Origin of the sequence: Streptomyces sp. NBC_00775 (assembly GCF_036347135.1) — a bacterium.
GTDB lineage: Bacteria > Actinomycetota > Actinomycetes > Streptomycetales > Streptomycetaceae > Streptomyces > Streptomyces lutosisoli.
The window spans coordinates 2,888,121-2,915,067 of record NZ_CP108938.1 but is presented as its reverse complement, the minus strand read 5'-3'; the positions used below and the strand labels follow the sequence as shown (position 1 = coordinate 2,915,067).

Below are 26,947 nucleotides of genomic sequence, written 5' to 3'. Positions count from 1 at the left end.
CACCGTGACCGACACCCCCGCCGACGACCTCAAGCCCAGCTTCCGCAGCGATGTCACCGTCGAGCTGATCAAGCACACGGCGTCCGACGCCGATGTGCTGTTCGCCGCCCGTGTCTCCACCGCCGGGGAGCAGTCCCTGGACGAGCTGAAGAAGGACCCGGAGCGGTCCAAGGGCCTGATCAACTACCTGATGCGGGACCGGCACGGCAGCCCCTTCGAGCACAACTCGATGACGTTCTTCATCAGTGCCCCGATCTTCGTCTTCCGCGAGTTCATGCGGCACCGCGTGGGCTGGTCGTACAACGAGGAATCGGGTCGGTACAGGGAGCTCGAGCCCGTCTTCTACGTCCCGGACGAGTCCCGCAAGCTGGTCCAGGAGGGCCGCCCCGGCAAGTACGTCTTCGTCGAGGGCACCCAGGCCCAGCAGGAGCTCACGGGCCGTGTGATGGAGGACTCATACCGGCAGGCGTACGAGGCGTACCAGGAGATGCTCGCCGCCGGCGTAGCCCGCGAGGTCGCCCGTGCGGTCCTGCCGGTCGGCCTCTTCTCCTCGATGTACGCCACGTGCAACGCCCGCTCGCTGATGCACTTCCTGGGCCTGCGCACCCAGCATGAGCTGGCCAAAGTCCCGTCCTTCCCGCAGCGCGAGATCGAGATGGTCGGGGAGAAGATGGAAGCGGAGTGGGCCAAGCTCATGCCGCTCACGTACGCCGCCTTCAACGGCAACGGGCGCGTGGCGCCGTAGCGCGCTTCCGCACGCCTTCCGGCACTGATGTACGGATCAGCCGAGCGAAGTGTCCGTATTGCGGCATTTCGAGAAGTTCATCTAGCCTGATCAAACGGACCCGGCACTGCTTGAACCCCCGAGCAGGCAGTGCCGGGCTCCACATTTGTCGTGCTTTGTCGTGTCCCCCGAGGGCAGACCACGTGTTGAGCAGCGAGTAGCGTGTTACCCATGGCTCCGACCTCCACTCCGCAGACCCCCTTCGGGCGGGTCCTCACCGCCATGGTCACGCCTTTCACGGCGGACGGCGCACTCGACCTCGACGGCGCTCAGCGGCTCGCTACCCACCTGGTGGACGCAGGCAACGACGGCCTGATCATCAACGGCACCACCGGTGAGTCCCCGACCACCAGCGACGCGGAGAAATCGGATCTCGTACGAGCCGTACTGGAGGCGGTGGGCGACCGAGCCCATATCGTCGCCGGCGTCGGTACGAACGACACCCACCACAGCATCGAGTTGGCCCGCGCCGCCGAGAAGACCGGCGCGCACGGCCTGCTGACCGTGACGCCGTACTACAACAAGCCCCCGCAGGAGGGCCTCTACCGGCACTTCACGGCCATCGCCGACGCGACCGAACTTCCGGTGATGCTCTACGACATCCCCGGCCGCAGCGGCGTACCGATCAACACCGAAACGCTGGTGCGGCTCGCCGACCACCCGCGTATCGTCGCGAACAAGGACGCCAAGGGGGACCTCGGCCGGGCCAGCTGGGCCATCGCCCGCTCCGGCCTCGCCTGGTACTCCGGCGATGACATGCTGAACCTGCCGCTGCTCTCCGTGGGCGCGGTCGGCTTCGTCTCCGTCGTGGGCCATGTCGTCACCCCGGAGCTGCGTGCCATGCTCGACGCGTATGTCTCGGGTGACGTGCAGAAGGCGACCGAGATCCACCAGAAGCTGCTCCCCGTCTTCACCGGCATGTTCCGCACCCAGGGCGTCATGACGACCAAGGCAGCGCTCGCCCTCCAGGGCCTGCCCGCCGGACCGCTGCGCGCCCCGATGGTCGAGCTGTCGGCCGAGGAGACCGCCCAGCTCAAGATCGATCTTGCCGCCGGCGGGGTAGAGCTCTAACCACAGACTTCACAACTGAATACGTAAGACCCCGCAGGCCACCGGCCTGCACCCCACACAGACAACTGCTACTGCACGAACGTCACGCGCGCCACGTGCCTTGCCAGGTACGTGGCGCGCGTGGTGAGGAGAGTCTTTTGAGTCATCCGCATCCTGAACTCGGCGCACCGCCGGTGCTCCCGAAGGGTGGCCTGCGGGTCACCCCGCTCGGCGGCCTCGGTGAAATCGGCCGAAACATGACCGTCTTCGAGTACGGCGGTCGCCTGTTGATCGTCGACTGCGGAGTGCTCTTCCCAGAGGAGGAGCAGCCCGGAATCGACCTGATCCTGCCGGACTTCACGTCCATCAGGGACCGCCTCGACGACATCGAGGGCATCGTCCTCACGCACGGCCACGAGGACCACATCGGCGGTGTCCCGTTCCTTCTCCGCGAGAAGCCGGACATCCCGCTGATCGGCTCCAAGCTGACCCTCGCCCTGATCGAGGCGAAGCTCCAGGAGCACCGCATCCGGCCGTACACGCTCGAGGTGGCCGAGGGTCATCGCGAGCGCATCGGCCCCTTCGACTGCGAGTTCGTCGCGGTCAACCACTCCATCCCGGACGCCCTCGCGGTCGCCATCCGCACGCCTGCGGGCATGGTGGTCCACACCGGCGACTTCAAGATGGACCAGCTCCCGCTGGACCGCCGCCTCACGGACCTGCACGCGTTCGCACGGCTGAGCGAGGAGGGCATCGACCTCCTTCTCTCGGACTCCACGAACGCCGAGGTCCCGGGCTTTGTCCCGCCCGAGCGCGACATCTCGAACGTGCTGCGCCAGGTCTTCGCCGGCGCACACAAGCGGATCATCGTGGCGAGCTTCGCCAGCCACGTCCACCGCATTCAGCAGATCCTTGACGCGGCTCATGAGTACGGCCGCCGGGTCGCCTTCGTCGGCCGCTCGATGGTCCGCAACATGGGCATCGCACGGGATCTCGGCTACCTCAAGGTCCCGCCGGGCCTGGTGGTCGACGTCAAGACGCTGGACGACCTCCCGGACCACCAGATCGTGCTCGTCTGCACGGGTTCCCAGGGCGAGCCGATGGCGGCCCTGTCGAGGATGGCCAACCGCGACCACCAGATCCGGATCGTCCAGGGCGACACGGTGATCCTGGCGTCGTCCCTGATCCCCGGCAACGAGAACGCGGTCTACCGCGTCATCAACGGCCTGACCCGCTGGGGCGCGAACGTCGTCCACAAGGGCAACGCCAAGGTGCATGTTTCCGGCCATGCCTCCGCGGGCGAGCTCCTGTACTTCTACAACATCTGCAAGCCGCGGAACCTGATGCCGGTCCACGGCGAATGGCGCCACCTGCGCGCCAACGCCGAACTGGGCGCCCTCACCGGTGTCCCGCACGACCGCATCGTGATCGCCGAGGACGGCGTCGTCGTCGACCTCATCGAGGGCAAGGCCAAGATCTCCGGCAAGGTCCAGGCGGGATACGTGTACGTCGACGGCCTCTCGGTCGGCGACGTCGGCGAGCCCGCGCTCAAGGACCGCAAGATCCTCGGTGACGAGGGCATCATCTCGGTCTTCGTGGTGATGGACTCCAGCACCGGCAAGATCACCGGCGGCCCGCACGTCCAGGCCCGGGGTTCCGGCATCGACGACTCCGCCTTCGGGGACGTCATCCCGAGGGTCAGGGAAGTCCTGGAGAAGTCGGCCCAGGACGGCGTCGTCGAGCCCCACCAGATGCAGCAGCTCATCCGCCGCACGCTGGGCAAGTGGGTCTCGGACAACTACCGCCGACGCCCGATGATCCTCCCGGTCGTCGTCGAGGTCTGACCCCCTCGCACGCGCCAACTCCGGAGCGGGGAGCCTCGATTTGCATCGAGGCTCCCCGCTCCAGTACGTTTACGGCTCCACCTGAACGGGAACCCAGCACCACCGCGTGCCTGGAACCACCCCGAGCGGGATGGAAATTCCGACTCAGAATCTCTGATAAAGTCGGAACCGCCGGAAAGGGAAACGCGAAAGCGGAAAACTGGAAAGCACCGAGGGAAATCGGACCGGAAACGATCTGATAGAGTCGGAAACGCAAGAACGAAACAAAAACAAAGCAAGACCGAAGGGAAGCGCCCGGAGGAAAGCCCGAGAGGGTGAGTACAAAGGAAGCGTCCGTTCCTTGAGAACTCAACAGCGTGCCAAAAATCAACGCCAGATATGTTGATACCCCGTCTCCGGCCGATCGGCTGGGACGAGGTTCCTTTGAAAAAGTCCTGCCGGGCACTGCCTGGTAGGCGCACAGCGAGGACGCTGTGAACCGAGGGGATTATTCCTCTCCTTGGTTCCGCTCTCGTGGTGTCCACCCGATTACGGGTAAACATTCACGGAGAGTTTGATCCTGGCTCAGGACGAACGCTGGCGGCGTGCTTAACACATGCAAGTCGAACGATGAAGCCCTTCGGGGTGGATTAGTGGCGAACGGGTGAGTAACACGTGGGCAATCTGCCCTTCACTCTGGGACAAGCCCTGGAAACGGGGTCTAATACCGGATAACACTCCTGCCCGCATGGGTGGGGGTTAAAAGCTCCGGCGGTGAAGGATGAGCCCGCGGCCTATCAGCTTGTTGGTGAGGTAGTGGCTCACCAAGGCGACGACGGGTAGCCGGCCTGAGAGGGCGACCGGCCACACTGGGACTGAGACACGGCCCAGACTCCTACGGGAGGCAGCAGTGGGGAATATTGCACAATGGGCGAAAGCCTGATGCAGCGACGCCGCGTGAGGGATGACGGCCTTCGGGTTGTAAACCTCTTTCAGCAGGGAAGAAGCGAAAGTGACGGTACCTGCAGAAGAAGCGCCGGCTAACTACGTGCCAGCAGCCGCGGTAATACGTAGGGCGCAAGCGTTGTCCGGAATTATTGGGCGTAAAGAGCTCGTAGGCGGCTTGTCACGTCGGGTGTGAAAGCCCGGGGCTTAACCCCGGGTCTGCATTCGATACGGGCTAGCTAGAGTGTGGTAGGGGAGATCGGAATTCCTGGTGTAGCGGTGAAATGCGCAGATATCAGGAGGAACACCGGTGGCGAAGGCGGATCTCTGGGCCATTACTGACGCTGAGGAGCGAAAGCGTGGGGAGCGAACAGGATTAGATACCCTGGTAGTCCACGCCGTAAACGGTGGGAACTAGGTGTTGGCGACATTCCACGTCGTCGGTGCCGCAGCTAACGCATTAAGTTCCCCGCCTGGGGAGTACGGCCGCAAGGCTAAAACTCAAAGGAATTGACGGGGGCCCGCACAAGCAGCGGAGCATGTGGCTTAATTCGACGCAACGCGAAGAACCTTACCAAGGCTTGACATACACCGGAAACGGCCAGAGATGGTCGCCCCCTTGTGGTCGGTGTACAGGTGGTGCATGGCTGTCGTCAGCTCGTGTCGTGAGATGTTGGGTTAAGTCCCGCAACGAGCGCAACCCTTGTTCTGTGTTGCCAGCATGCCCTTCGGGGTGATGGGGACTCACAGGAGACTGCCGGGGTCAACTCGGAGGAAGGTGGGGACGACGTCAAGTCATCATGCCCCTTATGTCTTGGGCTGCACACGTGCTACAATGGCAGGTACAAAGAGCTGCGAAGCCGCGAGGCGGAGCGAATCTCAAAAAGCCTGTCTCAGTTCGGATTGGGGTCTGCAACTCGACCCCATGAAGTCGGAGTTGCTAGTAATCGCAGATCAGCATTGCTGCGGTGAATACGTTCCCGGGCCTTGTACACACCGCCCGTCACGTCACGAAAGTCGGTAACACCCGAAGCCGGTGGCCCAACCCCTTGTGGGAGGGAGCTGTCGAAGGTGGGACTGGCGATTGGGACGAAGTCGTAACAAGGTAGCCGTACCGGAAGGTGCGGCTGGATCACCTCCTTTCTAAGGAGCATCTAGGCCGCCGGGCTTGCCCGGTGGTCCAGGGCCATTACGTCGGCACACGTTCGACGGTGGTTGCTCATGGGTGGAACGTTGATTATTCGGCACCGTCAGTCATCTCGGGCTGTGAGTACTGTCCTTCGGGGCGTGGAAAGCTGATCACGAGTGGCGAGGGTGTCGGGCACGCTGTTGGGTGTCTGAAGGTACGGCCGATACGGCTGCCTTCAGTGCCGGCCCCAGTGAACTCCGGTGGTAACCGGGGGTGATGGGTGGTTGGTCGTTGTTTGAGAACTGCACAGTGGACGCGAGCATCTGTGGCCAAGTTTTTAAGGGCGCACGGTGGATGCCTTGGCACCAGGAACCGATGAAGGACGTGGGAGGCCACGATAGTCCCCGGGGAGCCGTCAACCAGGCTTTGATCCGGGGGTTTCCGAATGGGGAAACCCGGCAGTCGTCATGGGCTGTCACCCATACCTGAACACATAGGGTATGTGGAGGGAACGCGGGGAAGTGAAACATCTCAGTACCCGCAGGAAGAGAAAACAACCGTGATTCCGGGAGTAGTGGCGAGCGAAACTGGATGAGGCCAAACCATATGCGTGTGAGACCCGGCAGGGGTTGCGCATGTGGGGTTGTGGGATCTCTCTTTCACAGTCTGCCGGCTGTGAGACGAGTCAGAAACCGTTGATGTAGGCGAAGGACATGCGAAAGGTCCGGCGTAGAGGGTAAGACCCCCGTAGTCGAAACATCAGCGGCTCGTTTGAGAGACACCCAAGTAGCACGGGGCCCGAGAAATCCCGTGTGAATCTGGCGGGACCACCCGCTAAGCCTAAATATTCCCTGGTGACCGATAGCGGATAGTACCGTGAGGGAATGGTGAAAAGTACCGCGGGAGCGGAGTGAAATAGTACCTGAAACCGTGTGCCTACAAGCCGTGGGAGCGTCGCGCATTGAGTTTACTCAATGCGTCGTGACTGCGTGCCTTTTGAAGAATGAGCCTGCGAGTTTGCGGTGTGTTGCGAGGTTAACCCGTGTGGGGAAGCCGTAGCGAAAGCGAGTCCGAATAGGGCGATTTAGTAGCGCGCTCAAGACCCGAAGCGGAGTGATCTAGCCATGGGCAGGTTGAAGCGGCTGTAAGAGGTCGTGGAGGACCGAACCCACCAGGGTTGAAAACCTGGGGGATGACCTGTGGTTAGGGGTGAAAGGCCAATCAAACTCCGTGATAGCTGGTTCTCCCCGAAATGCATTTAGGTGCAGCGTCGTGTGTTTCTTGCCGGAGGTAGAGCACTGGATAGGCGATGGGCCCTACCGGGTTACTGACCTTAGCCAAACTCCGAATGCCGGTAAGTGAGAGCGCGGCAGTGAGACTGTGGGGGATAAGCTCCATGGTCGAGAGGGAAACAGCCCAGAGCATCGACTAAGGCCCCTAAGCGTACGCTAAGTGGGAAAGGATGTGGAGTCGCAGAGACAACCAGGAGGTTGGCTTAGAAGCAGCCACCCTTGAAAGAGTGCGTAATAGCTCACTGGTCTAGTGATTCCGCGCCGACAATGTAGCGGGGCTCAAGCGTACCGCCGAAGTCGTGTCATTCATACAATAGGGCCAACGCCCGTATGGATGGGTAGGGGAGCGTCGTGTGCCGGGTGAAGCCGCGCCGGAAGGCAGTGGTGGACGGTTCACGAGTGAGAATGCAGGCATGAGTAGCGATACACACGTGAGAAACGTGTGCGCCGATTGACTAAGGGTTCCTGGGTCAAGCTGATCTGCCCAGGGTAAGTCGGGACCTAAGGCGAGGCCGACAGGCGTAGTCGATGGATAACCGGTTGATATTCCGGTACCCGCTGTGAAGCGTCAAACATCGAACCAGGCGATGCTAAGTCCGTGAAGCCGCCCCGGAGCCTTCGGGCAAAGGGGAGTGGTGGAGCCGACGGACCAGACCTGTAGTAGGTGAGTGATGGGGTGACGCAGGAAGGTAGTCCATCCCGGGCGGTGGTTGTCCCGGGGTAAGGGTGTAGGCCGTGCGATAGGCAAATCCGTCGCACATGAGGCTGAGACCTGATGCCGAGCCGATTGTGGTGAAGTGGATGATCCTATGCTGTCGAGAAAAGCCTCTAGCGAGTTTCATGGCGGCCCGTACCCTAAACCGACTCAGGTGGTCAGGTAGAGAATACCGAGGCGTTCGGGTGAACTATGGTTAAGGAACTCGGCAAAATGCCCCCGTAACTTCGGGAGAAGGGGGGCCATCACCGGTGAGGGAATTTACTTCCTGAGCTGGGGGTGGCCGCAGAGACCAGCGAGAAGCGACTGTTTACTAAAAACACAGGTCCGTGCGAAGCCGTAAGGCGATGTATACGGACTGACGCCTGCCCGGTGCTGGAACGTTAAGGGGACCGGTTAGTCACTCTTCGGGGTGGCGAAGCTGAGAACTTAAGCGCCAGTAAACGGCGGTGGTAACTATAACCATCCTAAGGTAGCGAAATTCCTTGTCGGGTAAGTTCCGACCTGCACGAATGGCGTAACGACTTCTCGACTGTCTCAACCATAGGCCCGGTGAAATTGCACTACGAGTAAAGATGCTCGTTTCGCGCAGCAGGACGGAAAGACCCCGGGACCTTTACTACAGTTTGATATTGGTGTTCGGTTCGGCTTGTGTAGGATAGCTGGGAGACTTTGAAGCAGGCACGCCAGTGTTTGTGGAGTCGTCGTTGAAATACCAGTCTGGTCGTGCTGGATGTCTAACCTGGGTCCGTGATCCGGATCAGGGACAGTGTCTGATGGGTAGTTTAACTGGGGCGGTTGCCTCCTAAAGAGTAACGGAGGCGCCCAAAGGTTCCCTCAGCCTGGTTGGTAATCAGGTGTTGAGTGTAAGTGCACAAGGGAGCTTGACTGTGAGACCGACGGGTCGAGCAGGGACGAAAGTCGGGACTAGTGATCCGGCGGTGGCTTGTGGAAGCGCCGTCGCTCAACGGATAAAAGGTACCCCGGGGATAACAGGCTGATCTTCCCCAAGAGTCCATATCGACGGGATGGTTTGGCACCTCGATGTCGGCTCGTCGCATCCTGGGGCTGGAGTCGGTCCCAAGGGTTGGGCTGTTCGCCCATTAAAGCGGTACGCGAGCTGGGTTTAGAACGTCGTGAGACAGTTCGGTCCCTATCCGCTGCGCGCGCAGGAATATTGAGAAGGGCTGTCCCTAGTACGAGAGGACCGGGACGGACGAACCTCTGGTGTGCCAGTTGTCCTGCCAAGGGCATGGCTGGTTGGCTACGTTCGGGAGGGATAACCGCTGAAAGCATCTAAGCGGGAAGCCTGCTTCGAGATGAGTATTCCCACCTCCTTGAGAGGGTAAGGCTCCCAGTAGACGACTGGGTTGATAGGCCAGATCTGGAAGCCCGGTAACGGGTGGAGGTGACTGGTACTAATAGGCCGAGGGCTTGTCCTCAGTTGCTCGCGTCCACTGTGTTGGTTCTGAAACCACGAACAACCGTCGTAGCTATGCCACGGCTCCGGTTGACAGTTTCATAGTGTTTCGGTGGTCATAGCGTGAGGGAAACGCCCGGTTACATTCCGAACCCGGAAGCTAAGCCTCACAGCGCCGATGGTACTGCAGGGGGGACCCTGTGGGAGAGTAGGACGCCGCCGAACTATTATTAATAGAGCTGGTCCCTGAACTTCGGTTCAGGGACCAGCTCTTTTTTGTTTTGCGTCACTTGCAGTTCACGTTGCGCGACCAACATCCGCAGCATGGGTACTGCTGCAATGCTCAGGGCCGCGGGTGTCGGAGCCGGTGACGAGGTCATCGTGCCGGCGTTCGGGAACGTCGAGGTCGCCGAGGCCGTGACGCAGGCCGGTGCGACGGTTGTCTTCGCCGACATAGACCCGGCGACCTACTGCCTGGACGCGAGGGCGGTCGAGTCCGCCGTAACTCCCCGGTCGGCGGCTCTGGTTGTCGTGCACCGCTTCGGGCGGACGGCAGACATGGTGCGGCTGCGGGAGGTTGGGCAGCGGCTCGGCCTCCTGCTGCTGGAGCAGGGTGAGTCCGAGGCGCCGTACGACGAGATCGCGCAGCGCAGGGAGCGGGCCGCGTATCTGGACGGGCGGCTCAGCGGCGTGTGGACGCCTGACGGCGGTGATGGGCACACGTACCAGCAGTACGTCGTGCGGGTGCCGGGCAATGGGCGGCCGGACCGGGACGCCTTCGCACGGGCCGTACGGGCTCGGGGAGTTGAGTGCCGGGTGCCGGTGAAGACGCCGGTGCACCGCATGCCCGCGTTCCGTCGGGACGTGCATCTTCCGGAGACCGAGCGGGCCGCGGACGAGACCCTCGCGCTGCCCGTGGACGCGTCGTTGACGAAGCGGGAGATGCATCGGATCGTCTCCGCGTGCAATGCGCTGGGCGGATTGCTGCAGCCCGCCTTCTGATTCAGCCGGATTCAGCGGGACGGGTTGGGAGCACGCTTCTGTTCGGGGTATGATCTATTTCGTTGCCGCGGGGGAAACCTCGAGAAGGCGACTGGCCCCCCTAGCTCAGTCGGCAGAGCGTCTCCATGGTAAGGAGAAGGTCAACGGTTCGATTCCGTTGGGGGGCTCCAGCAAGAAAAGGCCTCCGCCCTTACAGGCGGGGGCCTTTCTCGTACCCCGGATGAAACCCGGCCTCAGTTCTTCTGGAGACCGGGAACGCGCATCGCCAGAATCGCCATGTCGTCGGACGGGGCGTCGGAGGCGAAGCGCTCGACCGCGCGCATGATGCGGGCGGCGACCGCGCCCGCCGTCAGGCCCGTGCAGGTGGTGAGGACGTCCGTGAGGCCGTCGTCGCCGAGCATGCGGGTGCCCTCGCGGCGTTCCGTGACGCCGTCCGTGACGCACAGCAGGACGTCGCCCGGGTCGAGCGTGATGGTCTGCTCGTACAGCTCCAGGTCTTCCATGACGCCGAGCAGCGGCTGCGGTTCGGCGGCCGGTTCGACCGTCCCGTCCTGGCGCAGGCGCAGCGGGAGCGGGTGGCCGGCGCAGACCACCTTCAGTACGGCGCTGCCGTCCTCCTGGGGCCACAACTCGCCGTACAGGAGCGTCAGGAAGCGGCTGCGGGCGCCCTCGTCGAGGATCGCGGAGTTCAGGCGCTCCAGGACGGCCGGGCCACCGTAGCCCTCGCGGGCGAGGAGCCTGAGCGCGTGCCGGGCCAGGCCCGTGACCGCGGCCGCCTCCGGGCCCGTACCGCAGACGTCGCCGATGGCGAAGCCGTACGCGCCGTCGCGGATCGGGAAAAGGTCGTAGAAGTCGCCGCCGACCTCGTTGCCCTCGCCGGCCGCGCGGTAGATGACCTCGACCTCTACGCCGTCGATGTTCGGGAGCTCCGGGGGCAGGAGGCTGCGCTGGAGGGACTGGCTGATGGCCATGCGCTCCGAGTACAGGCGGGCGTTGTCGAGTGCGAGGGCGGCCCTGCGGGACAGGTCCTCGGCCAGTTCCAGGATTTCCTGCCGGAAGTGTTCGTCCGACGGCTTGCCGAGCGTCAGCATGCCGATGACGCGGTTGCGGGCCACCAGGGGGAGTACGACCGTCTCGCCGCCGACCGCGGAGGCCGTCGCCAGCGTCGTACCGATGCCCGAACTCACCGAAGCGGGTTCGCCCAGGCCCAGGCTGCGCATGGAGGTGCGCAGGGCCGCCTGGTGGGCGGCTTCGGCGGGGGCCGACCAGACGCGGGCGCCCGGGGTGGGGACCGGGTCCGGCGGGGCGATCTTCGAGAGCAACGCCTTGAGGCCGTCGATGCGTTCCTCGTCCTCGTGCAGGACGTACGAGAGATACGGGTCCGAGGCCTGGTCGGCGATGGTGTAGACGGCGCACCAGGTGGCCAGGGTCGGGACCGTCATCTGGGCCATGAGGGCCAGGGTCTGGTCGCGGTCCAGGGTGCCGGCGAGGAGGTCGGAGGCCTCGACGAGGAAGGACAGCGAGCCGCGGCGCAGGCGTTCCAGCTCGCCCAGGCGGGCCGATTCCACCGCCAGGGCGATGCGGTCGGCGGCGAACTGGAGGCGCAGGGCCTCCTCGTTGGAGTATCTGCCGGGCCCTTCGGCCGCGACGCCGAGCGAGCCGGTGAGGCGGCCCTCGACCTTCAGTGGGACCGTCACGACCGAGCGCATGCCGGTGCCGCTCAGCAGCGGGACGGCGCCGGGGACCACCATCAGGTCCTCGTGCACGGCGGGCATGCGCGCCGAGCCGTAGCGGCCGGGGCCCGCCTCGACGGGGACGCGGGCGAAGCGCTGGCGGGCGGAGGGGAGGCCCGTCGAGGCTCGTACCTCCAACTCCGTTTCGTCGTCGGTCGCCAGGAGCAGGAAGGCGGAGTCGCCGTCGAGCATGTCGCGGGCGCGCTCCACCGTGCGCTGGAGGAGGCCGTCCAGGTCGTCGGGGGCCGGAGAGCCGATGAAGACCTCGAAGGGGTCGGAGGCCTGGCCTTCGGAGCTGGTGGTCGTGTCGGTGGCCGAGACGCGCAACGGGGTCTGCAGGACGGCGCGTTCGTGGTCGCGGACAAGGAGGCAGACGGTGGAGGGTTCGCCGCCCGTGTCGCGTACCCGAAGGTGTGAGGCGTAGACGGGGGTGACGCGGCCGGTGGCGGCGCGGATGCCGTAAGTGCCCTCCCATCGGGAGAGTTGGAGGGCCTCGACGATGCCGGTGCTGGTGCCGGGGGTGTGCGGCCAGGCCGCGAGGTCGGTGAGCGGCTTGCCGGTGACCTGCTCGGCGGCGTAACCGAAGAGTTCCTCCGCGTCCTCGTTCCAGGCGTTGATGGCGCCGACGCGGTCGATCTGGACGACAGCGACGCGGACGCGGCCATCGGCGAGCGGGAGGAGGTCGGCGGGGAGGGAAGGGCCGGCGGTGCGGGTGCCCACCGCGCGCTCGGGGAGGTCGATCTGGAACCAGACCTGCTTGTGGGTGGGCGTGTACTCGACGCCCCAGCGGCCGGCCAGGGCCGCGCAGAGCTGGAGGCCGCGGCCGCCCTCGCGGTCGGGGCTGCCCATGTTCACAGCCGTCGCCTGGAGTGGAATTTCACGTTCCGGGTAGCGGTCCGCTACCTCGATGCGTACGCCGTCGTCGCTGCGCAGACACAGGACGTCCGCGGAGGTGCCCGCATGCACGACAGCGTTGGTGACCAGTTCGCTGGTGAGGACCACGGCGTCGTCGACCACGTCGGCGAAGCCCCAGCCCTGGAGGGTGTCACGGACGAAGGAGCGGGCGGTCGCGACGGATCGCCCCAGGGGCTCGAAACTGGCGGCCGCGCGCGCGGTGATCACAGAACTCCTCGTCCGGTTGTCGGCGGGCAGCGCTCCGTGGCCGACCCGCTCCTGCCAGGGCAGAGCGTGGTTCCCCGTCGGCCGGGGATCCTGGGACGATCCCCCAGGATGCAGTCCGGTGGTCATGGTGCGGCGCCCCTCCGATGCCTGCCCGCTCGTGCTCGTGCCACCGCCCAGGCCGGACGGGACCGGCACCGCTGGACAGCCGCATGCAAGGTTACTTACCTTCGCCGTCCATGCGGATGCCGGTCGCCTGTGTTTCCGCCCAGAGGTGTGCGGACGATGTGCGAAGCTGCCGAACTGTTATGGCCTGGTTCAGCCGGGGTGAAACACTGGGCAAGCTCCAGGAGAACGTCCGGGCAGGCTGAACGCCTCCCAGCACGCAGAGCAGAAGTACCCGAGTAAGCCGAGCAGTAACGGTCAACCCTTGCGGGAGGGACACAGTGGAGTCTGGCGCAGCGACGCGGGGCACTAAGGCGCGCGCGAAAGGCGGACAGTCCCTGAACAACGGGCGCACACCGCGCAATGGCACCACGGCGGTGGACACGGCTGCCCTGAACCGGCTGCTCATGGCCCTGGTGTCGATGCGGGACGGCAACTTCCGCAAGCGGCTCACGGTTTCCGGCGACGGCGTGATGTCCGAGATTGCGGCGGTTTTCAATGAAGTGGCCGACCGCAATCTGCATCTGACGGGCGAGCTGTCGCGTGTACGGCGCATGGTCGGGCGTGAGGGAAAGCTCACGGAGCGGCTGGAGACGGGTGCCTGTGAGGGCTCGTGGGCGGCGGCGATCGACGCCTCCAACGCGCTCGTCGACGATCTCGTACGGCCTGTGTCCGAGGTCGGCCGGGTGCTGTCCGCGGTCGCGGAGGGCGACTTGTCGCCGCGCATGGAGCTGCGGGCGCAGGCGCCGGACGGCAACGGGCATCCGCTGCGCGGGGAGTTCCTCAAGGTCGGGCGGACAGTCAACAATCTGGTCGACCAGCTGTCGACGTTCACCGACGAGGTCACGCGCGTGGCCAGCGAGGTGGGCACCGAGGGCAAGCTGGGCGGCCAGGCCCGGGTACGTGGGATGTCCGGTTCGTGGAAGGACCTCACGGATTCGGTCAACACCATGGCGTACCGGCTGACGGCACAGGTACGTGACATCGCTCTGGTGACGACGGCGGTCGCCAAGGGTGACCTGTCCCGGAAGGTCACGGTTCACGTGGCCGGCGAGATGCTGGAGCTCAAGAACACCGTCAACACGATGGTGGACCAGCTGTCCTCCTTCTCCTCCGAGGTGACGCGAGTCGCGCGCGAGGTGGGCACCGAGGGCGAGCTGGGCGGCCAGGCGCAGGTGCCCGGTGTGGCCGGTGTGTGGAAGGACCTCACCGATTCGGTGAACCTGATGGCCGGCAACCTCACGGCCCAGGTGCGCGGGATCGCTCAGGTGACGACGGCGGTCGCCAGCGGCGATCTGTCGCAGAAGGTCACGGTCAGCGCGCGCGGTGAAGTCGCGCAACTGGCCGAGACCATCAACCAGATGACCGAGACGCTGCGGACGTTCGCGGACGAGGTCACGCGTGTGGCCAACGAGGTCGGCGGCGAGGGGCGGCTCGGCGGGCAGGCGAACGTGCCGGGCGCGGCGGGGACGTGGAAGGACCTGACGGACTCCGTCAACACGGTCTTCCGGAACCTGACGACCCAGGTGCGCGACATCGCCGCGGTGACCACGGCCGTGGCCAACGGTGACCTTTCCCAGAAGGTCAGCGTCGAGGTCGCCGGCGAGATGCTGGAGCTGAAGAACACCGTCAACACGATGGTCGACCAGCTGTCGTCGTTCGGTGTCGAGGTCACGCGTGTGGCGCGCGAGGTCGGTGTCGAGGGTGAACTGGGCGGCCAGGCGCAGGTCCCGGGTGTGGCCGGTACGTGGAAGGACCTCACCGACTCCGTCAACACGGCGTTCCAGAACCTGACGGGTCAGGTGCGCAACATCGCGCAGGTGACGACGGCGGTTGCCAACGGTGACCTGTCGCAGAAGGTCACGGTCGATGTCTCCGGCGAGATGCTCCAGCTGAAGAACACCGTGAACACCATGGTGGATCAGCTGTCGAGCTTCGCCGACCAGGTGACGCGGATGGCGCGTGACGTGGGTACGGAGGGCCGGCTCGGTGGTCAGGCCCGTGTGGACGGCGTTTCCGGTACGTGGAAGGAACTCACCGACTCCGTCAACTTCATGGCGGGGAACCTGACGTCGCAGGTACGTCAGATCGCCCAGGTCACCACGGCGGTGGCCCGCGGTGATCTCTCGCAGAAGATCGATGTCGACGCGCGCGGCGAGATCCTGGAGCTGAAGAACACCATCAACACGATGGTCGACCAGCTTTCCGCCTTCGCGGACCAGGTGACCCGGGTGGCCCGCGAGGTGGGCACGGAGGGCCGTCTCGGCGGTCAGGCGCAGGTGCCCGGTGTCGCCGGCGTGTGGCGGGACCTGACCGACTCCGTGAACGGCATGGCCGGCAACCTCACCGCGCAGGTGCGGAACATCGCGCAGGTCGCGACGGCGGTGGCCCGCGGTGACCTGTCGCAGAAGATCGACGTGGACGCGCGCGGCGAGATCCTGGAGCTGAAGAACACCCTCAACACGATGGTGGACCAGCTCTCGAACTTCGCCGAGCAGGTGACGCGGGTGGCCCGCGAGGTGGGCACCGAGGGCATGCTCGGCGGGCAGGCCGAGGTGCAGGGTGTCTCCGGCACCTGGAAGGACCTCACCCAGTCCGTGAACTTCATGGCGAACAACCTGACCATTCAGGTGCGCAACATCGCCGAGGTCACGACCGCCGTCGCCAAGGGCGACCTGTCGAAGAAGATCACCGTCGACGCGAAGGGCGAGATCCTCGAACTCGTCACCACCGTCAACACGATGGTCGACCAGCTGTCGAACTTCGCGGAGCAGGTGACCCTGGTGGCCCGCGAGGTGGGCACCGAGGGCAACCTGGGCGGGCAGGCACGGGTGCCGGGTGTCACGGGCATCTGGAAGGACCTGAGCGACAACGTCAACGTGATGGCCAACAACCTGACCAACCAGGTGCGCAACATCTCGCAGGTCGCGACCGCGGTGGCCAACGGCGACCTCACCAAGAAGGTCACCGTCGAGGCGAGCGGCGAGGTCGCCCAGCTCGCCGACACCGTCAACACGATGGTGAAGACGCTGAGTTCGTTCGCCGACCAGGTCACCCGGGTGGCCCGCGAGGTGGGCACGGACGGCATCCTCGGCGGGCAGGCGCGCGTGCCGGGCGTGTCCGGTACGTGGAAGGACCTCACCGAGTCCGTGAACGGGATGGCGTCCAACCTGACCGGCCAGGTGCGGAACATCGCGATGGTCACGACGGCCATCGCCAAGGGCGACCTGACCAAGAAGATCGACATCGACGCGCGCGGCGAGATCCTGGAGCTCAAGACCACCATCAACACGATGGTCGACCAGCTCTCGTCCTTCGCGGAGGAGGTCACCCGAGTCGCCCGCGAGGTGGGCACCGAGGGGCAGCTGGGCGGCCAGGCACGCGTGCGTGACGTCGACGGCACCTGGCGCGACCTCACCGAGTCGGTGAACGAGATGGCCGGGAACCTGACCCGGCAGGTGCGTGCCATCGCGCGCGTGGCGACCGCGGTGACCCGCGGCGACCTGAACCTGAAGATCGACGTGGACGCCTCCGGCGAGATCCAGGAACTTCAGGACTACATCAACAAGATGATCGCCAACCTGCGCGACACCACCATCGCCAACAAGGAGCAGGACTGGCTCAAGGGCAACCTCGCCCGCATCTCCGCCCTGATGCAGGGGCGCCGCGACCTCGACGACGTGGCCTCGCTGATCATGAGCGAGCTGACACCTGTCGTCTCCGCGCAGCACGGCGCGTTCTTCCTCTCCATGCCGCTGGTCGACGGCAAGGAGGCGGTCGCCGAGGACGAGGACGCGTACGAGCTGCGCATGCTCGGGTCGTACGGCTACTCGATGGGCTCCATGCCGACGTCGTTCCGGCCCGGTGAGGCGCTGATCGGGACGGCCGCCCAGGAGAAGCGCACGATCCTGGTGGAGAACGCGCCGAGCGGCTATCTGAAGATCTCCTCCGGGCTCGGCGAGGCGCCCCCGGCGCAGGTGATCGTGCTCCCGGTGCTCTTCGAGGGGACCGTGCTCGGCGTCATCGAACTGGCGTCCTTCACGCCGTTCACGCAGATCCAGAAGGACTTCCTGAACCAGATCGCCGAGATGATCGCGACCAGTGTGAACACGATCTCCGTCAACACCAAGACGGAGGTGCTGCTCAGGCAGTCGCAGGAGCTCACCGAGCAACTCCGTGAGCGGTCGGCCGAGTTGGAGAACCGGCAGAAGGCGCTCCAGGACTCCAACGCGGAGCTGGAGGAGAAGGCCGAGCTGCTGGCCCAGCAGAACCGGGACATCGAGGTCAAGAACACCGAGATCGAAGAGGCCCGGCAGGTCCTGGAGGAGCGCGCCGAACAGCTCGCGGTCTCGATGCGCTACAAGAGCGAGTTCCTGGCGAACATGTCGCACGAGCTGCGCACACCGCTCAACTCCCTGCTGATTCTCGCCAAGTTGCTCGCCGACAACGCGGACACGAACCTCACCCCGAAGCAGGTCGAGTTCGCCGAGACGATCCATGGCGCGGGCTCCGACCTGCTCCAGCTGATCAACGACATCCTCGATCTGTCGAAGGTCGAGGCGGGCAAGATGGACGTGTCGCCGACACGCATCGCGCTGGTCCAACTCGTCGACTACGTAGAGGCCACTTTCCGTCCGCTGACCGCAGAGAAGGGCCTCGATTTCTCCGTACGGGTCTCGCCGGAACTGCCCGCCACGCTGCACACCGACGAACAGCGCCTCCTCCAGGTGCTGCGCAACCTGCTCTCGAACGCGGTGAAGTTCACCGACTCCGGAGCGGTCGAATTGGTGATCCGGCCCGCCGGGGCGGACGTTCCGGTGGCCATCCGGGAACAGCTCCTGGAGGCCGGTTCACTGCGGGACGCGGACGCCGATCTGATCGCGTTCTCCGTGACGGACACCGGCATCGGCATCGCGGCCAGCAAGATGCGGGTCATTTTCGAGGCCTTCAAGCAGGCGGACGGCACGACAAGCAGGAAGTACGGCGGTACGGGTCTGGGGCTGTCCATCTCGCGGGAGATCGCGCGGCTGCTGGGCGGCGAGATCCACGCGCAGAGCGAGCCGGGACGCGGTTCCACGTTCACGCTGTATTTGCCGCTGCACCCCAGCGAACTGCCGCCCCAGGGCTACGGGCAGCTCGCGCCGGCGCTGGAGGCCGGGGAGCTGCTGGCCTCCGAGGCCGAGCTGTCCGGGGTCGGCATCGAGACGCCGGCCGAGGTGAAGTCGTACCAGGAGACCCAGAACGGGCCCGCCGCGCTCTTCAGGAGGCGACGCAGGGCGGTGTCCGCGGTCGACCAGCGAACCGCGCTGCCGGGCCAGCCGAACGGCGCCGGGGGCGCGGCTCAGGAGCCGTGGGCGGCTCCGGGCCAGCAGGACGCGGCGCCGCAGCCTCGCCGTGGGATCCGGTTCGAGGGCGAGAAGGTGCTGATCGTCGACGACGACATCCGCAATGTGTTCGCGCTGACCAGCGTCCTTGAGCAGCACGGCCTTTCGGTGCTGTACGCCGAGAACGGCCGCGAGGGCATCGAAGTCCTGGAGCAGCACGACGATGTGACGGTCGTCCTGATGGACATCATGATGCCCGAGATGGATGGATACGCGACGACGACGGCGATTCGGCGTATGCCGCAGTTCGCCGGGCTGCCGATCATCGCGCTCACGGCGAAGGCCATGAAGGGCGACAGGGAGAAGGCAATTGAGTCAGGAGCTTCCGACTACGTGACGAAACCGGTCGATCCCGATCACCTGCTCTCTGTGATGGAGCAGTGGATGCGTGAGGGGTGACAGACTCTTGTCCGGCGAGTCCGGTCGCGACGCGATGTCGATGACCGGAACGCCGGGCCGTGCACGCCGAACCGGCGGTGCGGCAGGCCGGACCGCGCATAACTGACTGTGGCCGAAGCCGTGTAGAAGTACGGGATTCGGGGAACCTTCTGGTCTCCCGCTGCGTTTCTGCTACGTGCACAGTGACATCGCGGTGACAGGGTGTGGCGACAGGCGGGGTGCGGCTACCATGACCGGCACAAGGACGGGCGGCGCAAGGGAGTCGTCCCCTGGGGCGGCGCCCGGTGCTTCCCCAAGTCCTGCGGACAGGGGAGGCCCCATGCCGGGGCGAGGAGGGCGGGCCATGGTGCAGAAGGCCAAGATCCTCCTGGTCGATGACCGGCCGGAGAATCTGCTGGCGCTGGAGGCGATCCTCTCCGCGCTCGATCAGACACTGGTACGGGCATCGTCCGGGGAGGAAGCGCTCAAAGCGCTGCTCACGGACGACTTCGCGGTCATTCTGCTGGACGTCCAGATGCCGGGCATGGACGGTTTCGAAACCGCCGCGCACATCAAGCGGCGAGAGCGGACCCGGGACATCCCGATCATCTTCCTCACCGCCATCAACCACGGCCCGCACCACACCTTCCGGGGGTACGCGGCGGGTGCGGTGGACTACATCTCCAAGCCGTTCGACCCATGGGTGCTGCGCGCGAAGGTCTCCGTCTTCGTCGAGCTCTATATGAAGAACTGCCAACTCCGGGAGCAGGCGGCCCTGCTGCGGCTTCAGCTGGAGGGCGGCGGCAAGGCGGCACTCGGCGAGGCCAAGGAGCCCGCCGGACTCCTCGCCGAACTCTCCGCGCGGCTCGCGGCCGTTGAGGAACAGGCCGAGGCGCTGTCCAAGCAGCTCGACGACGACTCGGCGGACGCGGCGGCGGTGGCGACCGCGGCCCATCTCGAACGCAAACTCACGGGGTTGCGCAGGGCACTGGACGCGTTGGAGCCGGGCACAGGGAGCGGGGCACCTTCGGTGCCGTCGCAGAACTGAGCGCCACCGAGCCGTGCGTTCTGAGTGAGCAGGCGTCAGTTCTGGTCCCAGGCAAGGGCGACACGAACGGGTGAAGCACTGGGCACACGTGTCCGCTGTCGTCTCCACCGGTAACCTCACACACATGGCCTCACGTCAGTCCGCAGCCAAGAAGCCGCCCGCGAAGAAGGCGGCCGCTCCGACGAAGGCTCCGGCGAAGAAGGCCCCCGCGAAAAAGGCAGCCGCCAAGAAGGCGCCCGCCAAGAAGACCGCGGCGAAGAAGCCCGCTCCCGCGCCGGCGCCCAACCCGACCGCGGGCGTGTACAAACTCGTACGCGCAGTGTGGCTGGGCATCGCGCACGCCGTCGGGGCGATGTTCCGCGGCATAGGGCGGGGCGCGAAGGGCCTCGACCCGGCGCACCGCAAGGACGGTGTCGCGCTCCTGCTGCTCGGCCTGTCGCTGATCGTCGCGGCGGGTACGTGGTCCAATCTGCGCGGCCCGGTGGGCGACCTCGTCGAGATGCTGGTGACCGGTGCCTTCGGCCGCCTCGACCTGCTCGTCCCGATACTGCTCGGCGTCATCGCGGCCCGGCTCATCCGGCACCCCGAGCAGCCCGACGCCAACGGCCGCATCGTGATCGGCCTGTCCGCGCTCGTGATCGGTGTCCTCGGCCAGGTCCACATCGCGTGCGGGGCGCCCGCGCGCAGCGACGGCATGCAGGCGATAAGGGACGCCGGCGGGCTCATCGGCTGGGGCGCGGCCACCCCGCTGACGTACACGATGGGCGACGTCCTCGCCGTACCGCTCCTTGTGCTGCTCACGATCTTCGGGCTGCTCGTCGTCACGGCGACCCCGGTCAACGCGATTCCGCAGCGGCTGCGGCTGCTCGGCCAGAAACTGGGCGTCGTCCACGCCGACCTCGACGAGGACGAACTGGGCGAGGACGACGAGCGCTACGACGAGCAGTGGCGCGAGGCGCTCCCCGCGCGCTCCCGGAGGCGCTCGCGCGCCCCTGAGGAGTACGACCCCGACAGTGCCGAGCAGGAGGCGCTCACCAAGCGCCGGAGCCGCCCCAGACGCCCCGCGGTGCAGCAGCCCGACATGAACCGGCCGATGGACGCGGTGGACGTCGCCGCGGCGGCGGCAGCCGCGCTCGACGGAGCCGTGCTGCACGGGATGCCGCCCTCGCCGCTGGTCGCCGACCTGACGCAGGGCGTCACCGTGGAGCGCGACGGGTACGAGGAGACGACACCCGTACCGGCCGCGCGTGCCAAGGTCCCCCCGGGCGCCAAGCGGCCCAAGCAGGAGGCCCTGCCGGTCGAGTCGGTCGTGCCCGACCTCACCAAGGCCGCGCCCGCCGAGCCGCGCGACCTGCCCCCGCGCGCGGAACAGCTCCAGCTCTCCGGCGACATCACCTACTCCCTGCCGTCGCTCGACCTCCTGGAGCGCGGCGGCCCCGGCAAGACGCGCAGCGCCGCCAACGACGCGGTCGTCGCCTCGCTGCAGAACGTCTTCATGGAGTTCAAGGTCGACGCCGCGGTCACCGGCTTCACGCGCGGTCCGACGGTCACGCGCTACGAGGTCGAGCTCGGCCCCGCCGTGAAGGTCGAGCGGATCACCGCGCTCACCAAGAACATCGCGTACGCCGTCGCCAGCCCCGACGTGCGGATCATCAGCCCGATCCCCGGCAAGTCCGCGGTCGGCATCGAGATCCCGAACACCGACCGCGAGATGGTCAACCTGGGGGATGTGCTGCGGCTGGCCGATGCCGCGGAGGACGACCACCCGATGCTGGTCGCGCTCGGCAAGGACGTCGAGGGCGGCTATGTGATGGCCAACCTGGCGAAGATGCCGCACGTGCTGGTCGCCGGAGCCACCGGTTCCGGCAAATCGTCATGCATTAACTGCCTGATTACGTCCGTCATGGTCCGTGCGACTCCCGAGGACGTCCGCATGGTCCTCGTCGACCCCAAGCGGGTCGAGCTGACCGCGTACGAGGGCATTCCGCACCTGATCACGCCGATCATCACCAACCCGAAGCGGGCCGCCGAGGCGCTGCAGTGGGTCGTACGGGAGATGGATCTGCGCTACGACGACCTCGCGGCGTTCGGCTACCGGCACATCGACGACTTCAACCAGGCCATCCGCGACGGCAAGCTCAAGACGCCGGAAGGCAGCGAGCGGGAGCTCAAGACCTATCCGTATCTGCTGGTGATCGTCGATGAGCTCGCCGACCTGATGATGGTCGCACCACGAGACGTCGAGGACTCGATCGTGCGCATCACGCAGCTCGCGCGCGCCGCCGGCATCCACCTGGTGCTCGCCACCCAGCGGCCGTCCGTCGACGTCGTCACCGGTCTGATCAAGGCGAACGTGCCCTCCAGGCTCGCGTTCGCCACCTCCTCGCTCGCCGACAGCCGGGTCATCCTCGACCAGCCGGGCGCCGAGAAGCTGATCGGCAAGGGCGACGGGCTGTTCCTGCCGATGGGCGCCAACAAGCCCACCCGTATGCAGGGCGCCTTCGTCACCGAGGACGAGGTCGCGGCGATCGTGCAGCACTGCAAGGACCAGATGGCGCCGGTCTTCCGGGACGACGTCACCGTGGGCACCAAGCAGAAGAAGGAGATCGACGAGGACATCGGCGACGACCTCGACCTGCTGTGCGCGGCCGCCGAGCTGGTCGTCACCTCGCAGTTCGGGTCCACCTCGATGCTCCAGCGCAAGCTGCGCGTCGGCTTCGCCAAGGCAGGGCGGCTGATGGACCTCATGGAGTCCCGCGGCATCGTCGGACCCAGCGAGGGTTCCAAGGCTCGTGACGTTCTTGTGAAGGGTGATGAGCTGGATGGAGTGCTCGCCGTGATTCGTGGGGAGGCTGACGCGTAGTGCCTCCGGCGGAGGAAAACGGGACAGGTCGGTCACCGTGCGGGTGGGTTCACGGCGGGCGGCCATGGAGCGGGCCGGCCGGCGGCGGTTCGTTGATATTCGAACGTGACTCACCCGTAAGGGAACGGCGGGCAACCGTTTCCCTTCGGCGTACGTCAAGTTGAGCGAAGGGACGCACACATGTCCCAGCATCAGGATGACCGGCCATTCTGATGGCGTACAAAGTCCCACCGCCCGGTTGCCCCACCCTTTCGTACCCCCCCTAGACTGAACCTCCAGCACAGGTGGCTACACGCTCGAAAGGCGCCCCCGTGTCCATCGGCAACTCCCCTGACGGCAACTCCCCCGAAGACGAGCGTCCGTTCGAAGACGACCGCGAGGCCGAGCAGTTCTCGATCGGCCGTGCCCTGCGGCAGGCACGCATCGAGGCCGGGCTGACTGTGGACGACGTCAGCAACGCCACCCGGGTCCGCATCGTCATCGTCCACGCGATCGAGCAGGACGACTTCGCCCCCTGTGGCGGCGATGTCTACGCGCGCGGTCACATCCGGACCCTGGCACGCGCCGTCCGTCTCGATCCCGCCCCGCTGCTCGCCCGGTACGACGCCGACCACGGCGGGCGTCCCGCGCCGACGCCGGCTGCCCCGCTCTTCGAGGCGGAACGTATCCGCCCCGAGCGGCGCGGGCCGAACTGGACCGCCGCCATGGTCGCCGCGATCGTCGCGGTGATCGGCTTCGTCGGGTTCACCGTGGTCAAGGGCAGCGGCGGGGACGACACGAAGACGCAGGTCGCCGAGGGGTCCACGCCGACCACCAGTACGTCGGCCTCGCCCAAGTCGGAGACCAGCAAGCCCGCCGATCCGAAGCCGGACCCCTCCGACAGCGCCATCGCGGCCGCCCCGCAGGACAAGGTGACCGTGCAGGTCAGTGCGGCGGACGGACGCAGCTGGATCTCGGCCAAGGACCACAACGGCCGGATGCTCTTCGACGGATTGCTCAAGAAGGGCGACTCCAAGACCTTCCAGGACAGCTCGAAGATCAACCTCATCCTCGGTGACGCCGGCGCGATCCAGCTGTACGTGAACGGCAAGAAGATCGAGGACGACTTCCAGCCCGGCGCCGTCGAGCGCCTCACGTATACGAAGGGCGACCCCCAGGTCGGGTAACGGCCCCAGGCCGGACAACGGCCTCAGGCCGAACAGCGGTCCGAAGGGGTATGCCGGTACGGGGTTGGCCAAGATCGGCCAACCCCGTCGACGTGGGCTGTCTGTGGGACGAAGTAGTCTTGAGCCCATGCCTGAACGCCGTACCGTCGCACTCGTCACCCTTGGCTGCGCCCGTAACGAGGTGGACTCGGAGGAGCTCGCAGGCCGCTTGGAGGCGGACGGCTGGCAACTCGTGGAGGACGCCGAGGAAGCGGACGTCGCCGTCGTCAACACCTGTGGCTTCGTCGAGGCCGCCAAGAAGGACTCCGTCGACGCCCTCCTCGAAGCCAATGATCTCAAGGGGCATGGCAGAACCCAGGCCGTCGTGGCGGTGGGCTGCATGGCCGAGCGGTACGGCAAGGAGCTCGCCGAAGCGCTGCCCGAGGCCGACGGCGTGCTCGGCTTCGATGACTACGCCGACATCTCCGACCGCCTCCAGACCATCCTGAACGGCGGCATCCACGCCTCCCACACCCCGCGTGACCGGCGCAAGCTGCTGCCGATCAGCCCGGCCGAGCGGCAGAGTGCCGGCGAGGAAGTGGCCCTTCCCGGCCACGGCGCCCCCACGGACCTCCCGGAGGGCGTGGCCCCGGAGTCAGGCCCCCGCGCGCCCCTGCGCCGCCGCCTGGACGGTTCCCCGGTGGCCTCGGTGAAGCTCGCCTCCGGCTGCGACCGGCGCTGCTCTTTCTGCGCCATCCCGTCCTTCCGCGGCTCGTTCATCTCGCGCCGCCCCAGCGACGTACTGAACGAGGCGCGCTGGCTCGCCGAGCAGGGCGTCAAGGAGGTCATGCTGGTCTCCGAGAACAACACCTCGTACGGCAAGGACCTGGGCGACATCCGCCTCCTGGAGACCCTGCTGCCCGAGCTGGCCGAGATCGACGGCATCGAGCGCGTGCGGGTCAGCTACCTGCAGCCCGCCGAGATGCGCCCCGGACTCATCGACGTCCTGACCTCCACGCCGGACATCGCGCCCTACTTCGACCTGTCCTTCCAGCACTCCGCACCCGACGTGCTGCGCTCGATGCGGCGCTTCGGCGACACCGACCGCTTCCTGGAGCTGCTCGACACGATCCGCTCCAAGGCCCCGCAGGCCGGTGTGCGGTCCAACTTCATCGTGGGCTTCCCCGGCGAGACCGAGGCCGACCTCGCTGAGCTGGAGCGGTTCCTCACGGGCGCGCGCCTCGACGCGATCGGCGTCTTCGGGTACTCCGACGAGGACGGCACCGAGGCGGCGACGTACGAGAACAAGCTCGACCAGGACGTGGTCGACGAGCGCCTCGCGCGCGTGTCCCGGCTCGCCGAGGAACTGGTCGCGCAGCGTGCCGAGGAGCGCGTCGGCGAGACCGTTCAGGTGCTCGTCGAGTCGATCGACGACGAGGAGGGCGCGATCGGCCGCGCCGCCCACCAGGCGCCCGAGACGGACGGCCAGGTGATCTTCACGAGCAGCGAGGGTCTCACCGTGGGCCGTATCGTCGAGGCCAAGGTGGTCGGCACGGAAGGTGTCGACCTGGTGGCCGAGCCGCTCCTGGGCGCGCTCCCGTGTACTGAGGAGGCGGGCAGATGACCGGAGTCCCGGCATCCGCGGCGGGCGGCTCCCCCAGCACGAAAGGTGCGGCGGGGGCTCCCGGCGCATCCGGCGCTCCGGGGGGCTCGAAGCCGGCACGGGCCGGGAAGCTGGGCGCTGCGGCCGTCAACCAGGCCAGCCTCTGGAACATCGCCAACATCCTGACCATGATCCGGCTCGTCCTCGTGCCGGGCTTCGTGGCGCTGATGCTGGCCGACGGCGGGTATGACCCCGCCATGCGCGCGTGGGCCTGGGCGGCCTTCGCCGTCGCCATGATCACCGACATCTTCGACGGCCATCTGGCGCGCACGTACAACCTGGTCACCGACTTCGGGAAGATCGCCGACCCCATCGCCGACAAGGCGATCATGGGCGCGGCGCTGATCTGTCTGTCCTCGCTCGGCGATCTGCCGTGGTGGGTGACGGGAGTGATCCTCGGGCGTGAGCTCGGGATCACCCTGCTGCGCTTCGTGGTGATCCGTTACGGGGTCATCCCGGCGAGCCGCGGCGGCAAGCTGAAGACGCTGGCCCAGGGCACGGCGGTCGGGATGTACATCCTGGCGCTGACGGGGGCGCTGGCCACCCTGAGGTTCTGGGTGATGGCCGTGGCGGTCGTCCTGACGGTCGTCACCGGGCTCGACTATGTGAGACAGGCCATTGTGCTGCGCAGGCGTGGAATCGCCGAGCGGCAGGCGGCGGCCGAGGAGGCGGAGCGGTGAGTTCCACGGCCGCCGAAGTGCTGCGACTACTCACGGTGAGGGGCGAGACGCTCGCCGTCGCCGAGTCGCTCACCGGTGGTCTGGTGGCGGCGGAGATCACCGCGACGCCGGGTGCCTCCAAGGCCTTCCGGGGTTCCGTGACCGCGTACGCCACCGAACTCAAGCACGAGCTGCTGGGCGTCGACGCCACTCTGCTGGCCGAGCGCGGCGCGGTGGATCCGCAGGTCGCGGCCCAGATGGCGGTGGGTGTGCGCAAGGCGCTCGGTGCCGACTGGGGGATCGCGACCACGGGCGTCGCCGGTCCCGAGCCCCAGGACGGACACCCGGTCGGCACGGTTTTCGTGGCCGTCGACGGGCCGTCCGAAGCATCTTTTCATGCCGCTGGTGGCGGGAAAGTCATAGCGCTGCGGTTGAACGGCGATCGGGCGGAAATCCGTATGGAGAGTGTACGGAGCGTACTCGCACTGCTCCTGAAGGAGCTTGCGGGCGAACAGACCGGGAATGAGCGGGCACAGGATACGGAACAGAACGGGGGGTTTTGATGTTTGCAGCCCTGAGTGAACACGACATCGCTCCCCGCACGGCCGCGGCGCAAGGCGGTACGGTGGG

The 26,947-nt window shown here is 66.3% G+C and carries 12 protein-coding genes, 1 tRNA gene and 3 rRNA genes; 15 read left to right on the top strand and 1 reads right to left on the bottom strand.

Going from position 1 to position 26,947, the window contains the following annotated elements; all coding sequences use genetic code 11:
- The first annotated feature begins 4 nt into the window (after positions 1-4).
- The 8 genes from thyX (at position 5) to OIC96_RS12900 (ending at position 10,330) form a co-directional block, all read left to right on the top strand.
- The gene (gene thyX / locus OIC96_RS12935; RefSeq protein WP_327432153.1) at positions 5-745 is read left to right on the top strand and encodes an FAD-dependent thymidylate synthase; all 741 of its coding nucleotides are present in this window, start codon (positions 5-7) and stop codon (positions 743-745) included.
- A 210-nt stretch (positions 746-955) separates the two neighbouring features.
- Positions 956-1,855, top strand: a complete 900-nt coding sequence (gene dapA, locus OIC96_RS12930) for a 4-hydroxy-tetrahydrodipicolinate synthase (protein WP_330307687.1) — start codon at positions 956-958, stop codon at positions 1,853-1,855.
- A 137-nt stretch (positions 1,856-1,992) separates the two neighbouring features.
- The gene (locus OIC96_RS12925) at positions 1,993-3,678 is read left to right on the top strand and encodes a ribonuclease J (RefSeq protein ID WP_330307688.1); all 1,686 of its coding nucleotides are present in this window, start codon (positions 1,993-1,995) and stop codon (positions 3,676-3,678) included.
- Between the two features lie 541 nt (positions 3,679-4,219).
- Positions 4,220-5,745, top strand: a 16S ribosomal RNA gene (locus tag OIC96_RS12920).
- Positions 5,746-6,058: 313 nt separating this feature from the next.
- Positions 6,059-9,180: ribosomal RNA gene (locus tag OIC96_RS12915) — 23S ribosomal RNA — on the top strand.
- 86 nt (positions 9,181-9,266) lie between these two features.
- Positions 9,267-9,383 (top strand): 5S ribosomal RNA (gene rrf / locus OIC96_RS12910).
- Together the 16S, 23S and 5S rRNA genes form the textbook arrangement of a ribosomal RNA operon.
- Before the next feature lie 114 nt (positions 9,384-9,497).
- Entirely contained in the window at positions 9,498-10,160 is a 663-nt protein-coding gene (locus OIC96_RS12905; RefSeq protein WP_330310309.1) for a DegT/DnrJ/EryC1/StrS family aminotransferase, read from the top strand.
- Positions 10,161-10,254: 94 nt separating this feature from the next.
- Positions 10,255-10,330: transfer RNA gene (locus OIC96_RS12900), tRNA-Thr, on the top strand.
- A 63-nt stretch (positions 10,331-10,393) separates the two neighbouring features.
- Here OIC96_RS12900 and OIC96_RS12895 read toward each other — a convergent pair.
- Positions 10,394-13,141 carry a SpoIIE family protein phosphatase gene (locus tag OIC96_RS12895; protein WP_330307689.1) on the bottom strand — a complete coding sequence of 916 codons (2,748 nt, stop codon included), beginning with the start codon at positions 13,139-13,141 and terminating at the stop codon, positions 10,394-10,396.
- A gap of 317 nt (positions 13,142-13,458) precedes the next feature.
- Between OIC96_RS12895 and OIC96_RS12890 the strand changes: the two genes are divergently transcribed.
- The 7 genes from OIC96_RS12890 to OIC96_RS12860 all read left to right on the top strand — a co-directional run bounded on the left by OIC96_RS12890 (position 13,459) and on the right by OIC96_RS12860 (position 26,880).
- Positions 13,459-18,960 (top strand): HAMP domain-containing protein, encoded by a 5,502-nt coding sequence (locus OIC96_RS12890; RefSeq protein ID WP_330307690.1) that lies wholly within the window; start codon positions 13,459-13,461, stop codon positions 18,958-18,960.
- A gap of 343 nt (positions 18,961-19,303) precedes the next feature.
- Positions 19,304-19,987 (top strand): response regulator, encoded by a 684-nt coding sequence (locus tag OIC96_RS12885; protein ID WP_028802361.1) that lies wholly within the window; start codon positions 19,304-19,306, stop codon positions 19,985-19,987.
- A 124-nt stretch (positions 19,988-20,111) separates the two neighbouring features.
- Entirely contained in the window at positions 20,112-22,850 is a 2,739-nt protein-coding gene (locus OIC96_RS12880) for a DNA translocase FtsK (RefSeq protein ID WP_330307691.1), read from the top strand.
- A 311-nt stretch (positions 22,851-23,161) separates the two neighbouring features.
- Entirely contained in the window at positions 23,162-24,016 is an 855-nt protein-coding gene (locus OIC96_RS12875) for a helix-turn-helix domain-containing protein (protein ID WP_330307692.1), read from the top strand.
- 127 nt (positions 24,017-24,143) lie between these two features.
- Positions 24,144-25,619, top strand: a complete 1,476-nt coding sequence (gene rimO / locus OIC96_RS12870; protein WP_330307693.1) for a 30S ribosomal protein S12 methylthiotransferase RimO — start codon at positions 24,144-24,146, stop codon at positions 25,617-25,619.
- Positions 25,616-26,338, top strand: coding sequence for a CDP-diacylglycerol--glycerol-3-phosphate 3-phosphatidyltransferase (gene pgsA, locus OIC96_RS12865; protein WP_330307694.1), 723 nt, complete (start codon positions 25,616-25,618; stop codon positions 26,336-26,338). The genes rimO and pgsA overlap by 4 nt, the downstream gene beginning before the upstream one ends.
- A complete protein-coding gene (locus OIC96_RS12860; protein ID WP_330307695.1) occupies positions 26,335-26,880 on the top strand; it encodes a CinA family protein in 546 nt (181 codons plus the stop codon). Before pgsA ends, OIC96_RS12860 begins: the two co-directional genes overlap by 4 nt.
- Positions 26,881-26,947 lie beyond the last annotated feature (67 nt).

Bases quoted from the DNA above. Each gene is read 5' to 3' on its own strand.
- dapA (WP_330307687.1), top strand. From the start codon at position 956: ATGGCTCCGACCTCCACTCCGCAGACCCCCTTCGGGCGGGTCCTCACC.
- OIC96_RS12905 (WP_330310309.1), top strand. From the start codon at position 9,498: ATGCTCAGGGCCGCGGGTGTCGGAGCCGGTGACGAGGTCATCGTGCCG.
- OIC96_RS12895 (WP_330307689.1), bottom strand. From the start codon at position 13,141: ATGACCACCGGACTGCATCCTGGGGGATCGTCCCAGGATCCCCGGCCG.
- OIC96_RS12885 (WP_028802361.1), top strand. From the start codon at position 19,304: ATGGTGCAGAAGGCCAAGATCCTCCTGGTCGATGACCGGCCGGAGAAT.
- OIC96_RS12880 (WP_330307691.1), top strand. From the start codon at position 20,112: ATGGCCTCACGTCAGTCCGCAGCCAAGAAGCCGCCCGCGAAGAAGGCG.
- rimO (WP_330307693.1), top strand. From the start codon at position 24,144: ATGCCTGAACGCCGTACCGTCGCACTCGTCACCCTTGGCTGCGCCCGT.
- pgsA (WP_330307694.1), top strand. From the start codon at position 25,616: ATGACCGGAGTCCCGGCATCCGCGGCGGGCGGCTCCCCCAGCACGAAA.